The sequence below is a fragment of the Anaerotruncus sp. DFI.9.16 genome (genome assembly GCF_024461615.1).
Classification (GTDB): Bacteria; Bacillota; Clostridia; order Oscillospirales; family Ruminococcaceae; genus Anaerotruncus; species Anaerotruncus massiliensis.
The window spans coordinates 1-6,935 of the sequence record NZ_JANFZX010000090.1; the positions used below are offsets into that span (position 1 = coordinate 1).

The following is a 6,935-nucleotide window of genomic DNA, read 5'->3' on the forward strand; positions in this document are numbered from 1 at the left end:
CGAGCGGCCGTCGCGCGTAGCGCGCTCCGGGCGCAGCCCGGGCAGGCCGCCCAAGCCCCCTGCGGCTTCTTTCCCCCATTTCTTGTCCGCACAAGAAATGGGGCCGCACGCCGGGGCGGGACCCGGCAACTCCGCCGCTCGATGAGCGGAAAACCTAAGCCTGCCGTCGGCCGCCAGCCGACAACCTCCGCCGCTCGACGAGCGGAAATCTAAAACCGCCGGGTGATTAAGCCCGCTGCAGGCGGCCCATACTTCCAGTTGAGGTGATGGACCATGTCCTATGTCGATCCAAAGCTGCGCTACCGGTTCGAGTCGCTCCCCATCGAGCTGAAAAACGAGATCCTGCGCCGCGACGTCAGTCTTTACACCCTGAACGACCTGATCGAATGTCTCCAAAGCATTGTGGAGGAAGAGTAAGCTCTTCCTCCACTGTGTCATTTCCGGGGGATTTTTCATAGGATGCGCGGGGAGGTGACCGCATGAACTCCTACGAACTGGTCACCGCGATCACCGCGCTCGCGGTATCGATCGCGCAGGACTATCCGGACAACACCGAGCTCGACGTGCTCGGCTCCATCTTTGTGCAGCCGGGCGAGACGCTCGAGACGATCGCGCTCCAGCGAGAGCTGGAGGAGAACCGGCGGGTCCCGCCCGCCGGAAGGCCGGGCGTATCAGAGTAGCTTGTAGGCGGGCTTTCGTTCGCCGAACCACCAGTGGCGCAGCCAGTCGTCGAGGACGATGGCCGGCAGGGAGAGCAGGAACCACAGATTCGTATAAAGCAGGCAGACCTGACCGCAGAGGTTATAGGGCATTCCGGAATAGTCCCAGATCCCCAGCCCCAGCCATATGTTCAGGACCATGCCCGCGCAGAATTCCGCCGTTGTGACGATGAGCGAGGCCAGCACCATCTGGGAGAGCAGCGCCACGCACCACTCGCACCGCTCGTTGATCCGCCCGATCAGCAGAAAGCAGACGCCTCCCAGCACCGCCATCGTCCAGTCGGAATGTCCCCGCCAGAGCACCTCCACCAGATAATAGAGCGCGCCGCCCACCGCAAAGAGCACCCCCTGCCGCAGGGGGACATGCAGGTCGACCATTGCAGCGCCTCCTTCCCCTTTTTCCCATTTTATGCTGCGCGGCCCGTCCAAACTCCTTCTTTGGATAATTTGGGCGAAGATGGGAAAGAATAGGGATATCTTTACGGAAGGAGGACCTGCCATGATTGCCAAAATCGACCGCGACGGCTGCATCTCCTGCGGCATGTGCGTGGAAATCTGCCCCGAGGTGTTCCATATGGGGGACGACGGGTTGGCCGACGTGCACCAGAATCCCGTCCCGAATGAAGCGGAGAAGGGCGCCGTCACCGCACAGGAGAGCTGTCCTGTTTCGGTCATCCACGTTGAATGAACTTAGTCTTACTTTTCATTTCTCTAACCGGGACGACTAGTATTATGTTACCATTGACCTTTCAGTGGCCGTATGGTAGGATAAATTTACAAACTAAATACCGTTTCCCGGAAAAAGGCCTGCGGCACAGCCGCAGGCCTTTTTTCTGTCCTTTAAGATTTTCCGAACAGCCGTTCCCCCAGCCCCTTGCGTTCCAGCGCCCAGACGAGAAGCAGCCCGAGCACGCAGCAGGAGAGCAGCTGGCCGGCGCCGACCGACAGCGCGGTGGCCAGGAAGACGCCCGTGTTCCACCCCTCCGGGGAGAGGAGGGTGATCTCCGCGCCGATGAAGACGGCGTTGACGAGCACGGGGGGCAGCGACGACGCCATCGGGAGGCCGAAGACGCGCGCCTTCCGCAGCGCCCAGCTCATGAGCGCGGCGATGAGGGTGGCGGAGGTGCCCACCACCACGTCGATCAGCCCCATCGACGAGCCGAGGGCGTTGGTGAGCGCGCAGCCGAGCGTCACGCCGACGATGGCGTCCGGGCTCAGCACGGGCAGCAGGGTGAGCGCCTCCGAGACGCGCACCTGCACCGCCCCGAAGGAAAGCGGCAGCAGCAGGAGGCTGACGGCGCAGTAGACCGCGGCGATCATGGCCGCCACGACCATGCGCCGGATGTTGGGGGTTTGCCTTGTCATGTTTTTTTCCTCTTTTCCGGAGCCTTTCCGCGGTTTTCCACGGACGCCCCTAGTGTTTGTTTAAGGTCAGGATGTTGCGAACTGACCGCCGCGCAAGCGGCTTTATTATTTTAGCTTCCGGCGCGGGAAAAAGCAAGCCCGGGATTGTGATTCCCTCGGATTTATAGTATAATATATGCGTGTGTTTTGCGGGCGCCCTGCCGCCCGCACCCGCGATCGCGCGGGGAATTCATTGGAATCGGGTGAAATCGTTTGACCACTACCTTATATCTGGTCCGTCACGCGGAGGCCGAGGGCAACTGGCGGCGGACCTTTCAGGGACACAGCAACAGCGACGTGAGCGAAAAGGGCTACCGGCAGCTCGAATACCTCGCCCGCCGGTTCGCGGATATCCCGCTGGACGCCGTCTACGCCTCCCCGCTCAAGCGGGCGTACGAGACGGCGAAGGCGATCGACCGCGCGGCCGGGCTGCCCATCGTCACCGACGACGGCCTCATGGAGATCAACGGCGGCGCGTTCGAGGGGGTGCCCTTCGCGGAGCTGCCGCTGCGCTTCCCCGTGGAGGAGGCGCGCTGGGACAACGAGCCGTGGGCGTTCGAGGCCCCGGGCGGCGAGAGCATGCGCCATGTCTACGAACGGATGCGGGACACCATCGGCCGCATTGTGCGGACGCACGCGGGCGGAACGGTCGCCGTCGCCTCCCACGGCTGCGCCATCCGCAATTACCTCTGCCACGCGCAGGGCTGGCCGATCGAGCGGATCGGCGAGGTCGGCTGGTGCGACAACACCGCCGTGAGCAGGATCGAATTCGGGGACGATTTCCTGCCGCGTCCGGTCTACCTCAACGACTCCTCCCACCTGCCGGAGGCCGCCTCGACCTTCGCGCTCCAGGACTGGTGGCGCAGCGTCCCCGTCACCGAGGAGGACCGCGCGGCCCATGCCGCGCGGGAAAATGCCGATGCCGGCGGCCAGGCCGCCAAAGGAGTGAAGATATGAAGATCATGGCTGTTGATTTCGGCGACGCGCGCACCGGCCTTGCCTGCTGCGACCGCACCGAATACCTCGCGTCCCCCATCGGGGTCATCCACGACAAGGACTTCGGCAGCGTGGTCCAAAAGGTCGCCGCCTCCGCCAGCGAATACGGCGCGGAGATGGTCATCGTGGGGCACCCCATCAATATGGACGGCTCGGAGGGCCCCCGCGCCCAGCTCTGCGCTGACTTCGCCGACCAGCTTGCCCGGCTGGTCAACGTCCCCGTGCGCCTGTGGGACGAGCGCGGCACCACCGTCTCCGCGACGGGGTACCTCAACGCCACCAACACCCGCGGCAAAAAACGCAAGGAGGTCATCGACGAGGTGGCTGCCACCATCATCCTCGAAAGTTATATGAATTACCGCCGCAATCATCCGGATGAAGATTGATAACGGTGGAAAATTGTAGTATACTATCCGCGTGATTACAGCCGCAAAGGAGCTTTTTTTGATGGACTACAACGCACTTGCCGACCTGCTCTTCCCCGGCCTCGACGAGGAGGCGGCCATCGCCAAAATCGAGGCGGACTACCCGCCTCGCAGTCTGCCCGAAGGGGCGAAGGTCACCCGCATGGCCCCCAGCCCCACCGGCTTCATGCACCTTGGGAACCTCTTCGGCGCGATCGCGGACGAACGCCTCGCCCACCAGAGCGGCGGCGTCTTCTACCTGCGCATCGAGGACACCGACCAGAAACGCGAGGTGCCCGGCGCGGTCGAAACGATCCTCAAGGTCTTTTCCGACTACGAGCTCCCCTTCGACGAGGGCGCGACGGCCGACGGCGACAACGGCGCCTACGGCCCCTACCGGCAGCGTCAGCGCGAGGGGATCTATCGGGCCTACGCCAAACGGCTCGTCCGGCAGGGGAAGGCGTATCCCTGCTTCTGCACCGAGGAGGAGCTCGCCGCCATCCGCGAAAAGCAGGCCGCCGAAAAGGCGAATTTCGGCTACTATGGGAGCTGGGCGGTACACCGCGACACCCCCCTGAGCGAGGTGGAATCCCGTGTCGCGGCGGGCGAGCCGTTCGTGCTGCGCTTCCGCAGCGAGGGCGACCCCGGCCGCCGCACCAAGTTCACCGACCTTGTTCGCGGCACGATGGAGCTGCCCGAGAACGACCAGGACGTGGTGCTCCTCAAAAGCGACGGCATCCCCACCTACCACTTTGCGCACGTCGTCGACGACCACCTGATGGGCACGACCCACGTCGTGCGCGGCGAGGAGTGGCTGGCGACGCTGCCCATCCACATCCAGCTTTTCGGCGCGATGGGCTGGAAAATGCCCAAATATGTGCACACCGCCCAGCTCATGAAGCTGGAAAACGGCAATAAGCGCAAGCTCTCCAAGCGCAAGGACCCCGAGCTCGCGCTCGACTTCTACCAGCGGCAGGGCTACTGCGTGGCGGCGGTCAAGGAGTACCTCATGACCCTCTTAAACTCCAATTTCGAGGACTGGAGGCTCGCGAACCCCGACGCCCCGCTCGATAAATTTCCCTTCAACACCAAGAAGATGGGCGTCTCGGGCGCGCTCTTCGACATCGAAAAGCTGGGCGACGTCTCCAAAAACGTCATCTCCCGCATGTCCGCCGCCGAGGTCGCGGACAGGCTCACCGCCTGGGCGCGGGAATACGACCCCGGCTTCTGCGCGCTGCTCGAGCGCGACCCCGCCTACACCGAAGCGATCCTGTCGATCGGCCGCGGCGGCAAAAAGCCCCGCAAGGACATCGCCGTGTGGAGCGGCGCCAAGGAGTATCTGAGCTTCTTCTTCGACGAGCTCTTCACCTGCGACGGCGCCTACCCCGAAAACGTCTCCGCCGCCGACGCGAAGCGCATCCTCGACGAATACGCCGCGATCTACGACCCCGCGGACGACAGCGGCGTCTGGTTCGACAGGATCAAGGCGCTCGCCGAGCGGCTCGGCTACGCCGCCAACATGAAGGACTACAAGCAGAATCCCTCCGCCTATCGCGGCAGCGTCGCGGATGTGAGCATGGTGCTCCGCGTGGCCGTCACCGGACGGCAGAACTCCCCCGACATGTACGAGATCATGCGGCTGCTCGGCCGGGAGCGGGTGCTCCGGCGGCTCGGCTCCGCGGCGGAAAATCTGAACTGAAAGAGGACGTGTGCCCTATGGAAATCGCTCCTAATTTTTTGACCGAGATCATCGACGAGGACCTCAAAAACGGCTTTTCGGCGCGGATCCACACCCGGTTCCCGCCCGAGCCCAACGGCTATCTGCACATCGGCTCCGCCAAGGCGATCTTCATCAACTACTTCATCGCGAAAAAATACGGCGGGCTCTTCAACCTCCGCTACGACGACACCAATCCCGTCAAGGAGGACACCGAGTTCGTCGAGTCGATCGAGGAGGACCTGCGCTGGCTGGGCGCCAACCCCGACGGCATCTTCTACGGCTCCGACTATTTCGACCAGTGCTACGAGTACGCGGTCCGGCTCATCCGGGACGGCAAGGCCTACGTCTGCGACCTGACGGCCGACGAGATGCGCGAATACCGCGGCACCCTCACCCAGCCGGGACGCGAAAGCCCCTACCGGAACCGCTCGGCCGAGGAGAACCTCGACCTCTTCGAGCGGATGAAGAACGGCGAATTCCCCGACGGCTCCCGCACCCTGCGCGCCAAGATCGACATGGCCTCCCCCAACCTCAACCTGCGCGACCCCGCGATCTACCGCATCGTGCGCGCCCATCACCACCGGCAGGGGGACAAATGGTGTATCTACCCGCTGTATGATTTTGCGCATCCTATACAGGACGCAATCGAGGGGATCACCCATTCGATGTGCTCCCTCGAGTTCGAGAACCACCGGCCCCTCTACGAGTGGGTGGTGGACAACATCGGCTTCGACCCCAAGCCCAAGCAGCGGGAGTTCGCCCGGCTCAACATCACGAACACGGTCATGAGCAAGCGCTATCTGCGCGAATTGGTCGAGACCGGCCGTGTCGACGGCTGGGACGACCCGCGTATGCCCACCCTCTGCGGCCTGCGCCGCCGGGGCTACACCCCGAGCGCGATCTTTGAGTTCGTGCAGCGCGCGGGCATCGCCAAAACCAACAGCCTCGTCGATCAGAAGCTGCTCGAATACTGCATCCGCGAGGAGCTCAACGCCGCGGCTCCCCGCCGCATGGCGGTGCTCGATCCCATCCGGGTCGTCATCGAAAACTACCCTGAGGGGAAGGAGGAGACCTTCGCGGTCGCCAACAACCCCGTCGACGCCGAGGCCGGGACCCGCGAGGTCGTCTTTACGCGGGAGTGCTACATCGAGCGCACCGACTTCGCCGAGGTGCCGCCGCCCAAGTTCCAGCGGCTGAAGCCGGGCGGCGAGGTCCGGCTGATGGGCGCCTACATCGTGAAGTGCAACGAGGTCGTCAAGGACGCGGACGGCAACGTCGCCGAGCTGCGCTGCACCGCCGACCTTGAAACGGCCAACGGCATGCCCGCCGACGGCCGCAAGGTGCGCGGCACCATCCACTGGGTCTCCGCCGCGCACGCCTGCGACGCGCGCGTGATGCTCTATGAGAACCTCTTCACCCTCGAGGACGTCAACGCCGTGCCCGAGGGCACCAACTACCTCGACTACCTGAACCCCGCTTCTCTCACCGAGCTGCACCACTGCAAGCTCGAGGCCTCGCTCGCGGACGCGAAGCCGGGCGAGCGCTTCCAGTTCGTGCGCATGGGCTACTTCTGCAAGGACAGCAAAAACCCCGACACCTTTAACCGCATCGTCACGTTGAAGGACAGCTTCAAGGTCGAGAAGTGACGGAAAATATGAAAATACGGCGGCGGATGTCCAAGGACATCCGCCG

General features: G+C 63.7%; 9 protein-coding genes. 7 read left to right on the forward strand and 2 right to left on the reverse strand.

Annotated elements, in window-relative coordinates:
• The first annotated feature begins 273 nt into the window (after positions 1 to 273).
• A complete protein-coding gene (locus NE609_RS16435) occupies positions 274 to 417 on the forward strand; it encodes a hypothetical protein (RefSeq protein WP_172439125.1) in 144 nt (47 codons plus the stop codon).
• 62 nt (positions 418 to 479) lie between these two features.
• Entirely contained in the window at positions 480 to 680 is a 201-nt protein-coding gene (locus NE609_RS16440) for a DUF6774 domain-containing protein (RefSeq protein ID WP_256153137.1), read from the forward strand.
• On the opposite strand, the gene NE609_RS16445 is transcribed toward NE609_RS16440, so the two are convergent.
• Positions 672 to 1,097 (reverse strand): hypothetical protein, encoded by a 426-nt coding sequence (locus NE609_RS16445; RefSeq protein WP_121587327.1) that lies wholly within the window; start codon positions 1,095 to 1,097, stop codon positions 672 to 674. The genes NE609_RS16440 and NE609_RS16445 overlap by 9 nt on opposite strands.
• 121 nt (positions 1,098 to 1,218) lie before the next feature.
• Between NE609_RS16445 and NE609_RS16450 the strand changes: the two genes are divergently transcribed.
• Positions 1,219 to 1,407, forward strand: a complete 189-nt coding sequence (locus NE609_RS16450) for a ferredoxin (protein WP_121587326.1) — start codon at positions 1,219 to 1,221, stop codon at positions 1,405 to 1,407.
• A gap of 152 nt (positions 1,408 to 1,559) precedes the next feature.
• On the opposite strand, the gene NE609_RS16455 is transcribed toward NE609_RS16450, so the two are convergent.
• The gene (locus NE609_RS16455) at positions 1,560 to 2,084 is read right to left on the reverse strand and encodes a QueT transporter family protein (RefSeq protein ID WP_256153138.1); all 525 of its coding nucleotides are present in this window, start codon (positions 2,082 to 2,084) and stop codon (positions 1,560 to 1,562) included.
• A 252-nt stretch (positions 2,085 to 2,336) separates the two neighbouring features.
• On the opposite strand from NE609_RS16455, the gene NE609_RS16460 reads away from it, so the two are divergent.
• The 4 genes from NE609_RS16460 to NE609_RS16475 all read left to right on the forward strand — a co-directional run bounded on the left by NE609_RS16460 (position 2,337) and on the right by NE609_RS16475 (position 6,889).
• Complete coding sequence (locus NE609_RS16460; protein ID WP_121587324.1) at positions 2,337 to 3,080, forward strand: histidine phosphatase family protein; 744 nt, start codon at positions 2,337 to 2,339, stop codon at positions 3,078 to 3,080.
• Positions 3,077 to 3,505, forward strand: a complete 429-nt coding sequence (ruvX, locus tag NE609_RS16465; RefSeq protein ID WP_101548555.1) for a Holliday junction resolvase RuvX — start codon at positions 3,077 to 3,079, stop codon at positions 3,503 to 3,505. Before NE609_RS16460 ends, ruvX begins: the two co-directional genes overlap by 4 nt.
• 61 nt (positions 3,506 to 3,566) lie before the next feature.
• Positions 3,567 to 5,222, forward strand: a complete 1,656-nt coding sequence (gltX, locus tag NE609_RS16470; RefSeq protein ID WP_256153139.1) for a glutamate--tRNA ligase — start codon at positions 3,567 to 3,569, stop codon at positions 5,220 to 5,222.
• A 17-nt stretch (positions 5,223 to 5,239) separates the two neighbouring features.
• Entirely contained in the window at positions 5,240 to 6,889 is a 1,650-nt protein-coding gene (locus NE609_RS16475; protein WP_256153140.1) for a glutamine--tRNA ligase/YqeY domain fusion protein, read from the forward strand.
• Positions 6,890 to 6,935: the final 46 nt, after the last annotated feature.

Excerpts from the sequence above, each read along its gene's own strand:
- NE609_RS16435 (WP_172439125.1), top strand. The coding sequence starts at position 274 with ATGTCCTATGTCGATCCAAAGCTGCGCTACCGGTTCGAGTCGCTCCCC.
- NE609_RS16440 (WP_256153137.1), top strand. The coding sequence starts at position 480 with ATGAACTCCTACGAACTGGTCACCGCGATCACCGCGCTCGCGGTATCG.
- NE609_RS16445 (WP_121587327.1), bottom strand. The coding sequence starts at position 1,097 with ATGGTCGACCTGCATGTCCCCCTGCGGCAGGGGGTGCTCTTTGCGGTG.
- NE609_RS16450 (WP_121587326.1), top strand. The coding sequence starts at position 1,219 with ATGATTGCCAAAATCGACCGCGACGGCTGCATCTCCTGCGGCATGTGC.
- NE609_RS16455 (WP_256153138.1), bottom strand. The coding sequence starts at position 2,084 with ATGACAAGGCAAACCCCCAACATCCGGCGCATGGTCGTGGCGGCCATG.
- ruvX (WP_101548555.1), top strand. The coding sequence starts at position 3,077 with ATGAAGATCATGGCTGTTGATTTCGGCGACGCGCGCACCGGCCTTGCC.
- gltX (WP_256153139.1), top strand. The coding sequence starts at position 3,567 with ATGGACTACAACGCACTTGCCGACCTGCTCTTCCCCGGCCTCGACGAG.
- NE609_RS16475 (WP_256153140.1), top strand. The coding sequence starts at position 5,240 with ATGGAAATCGCTCCTAATTTTTTGACCGAGATCATCGACGAGGACCTC.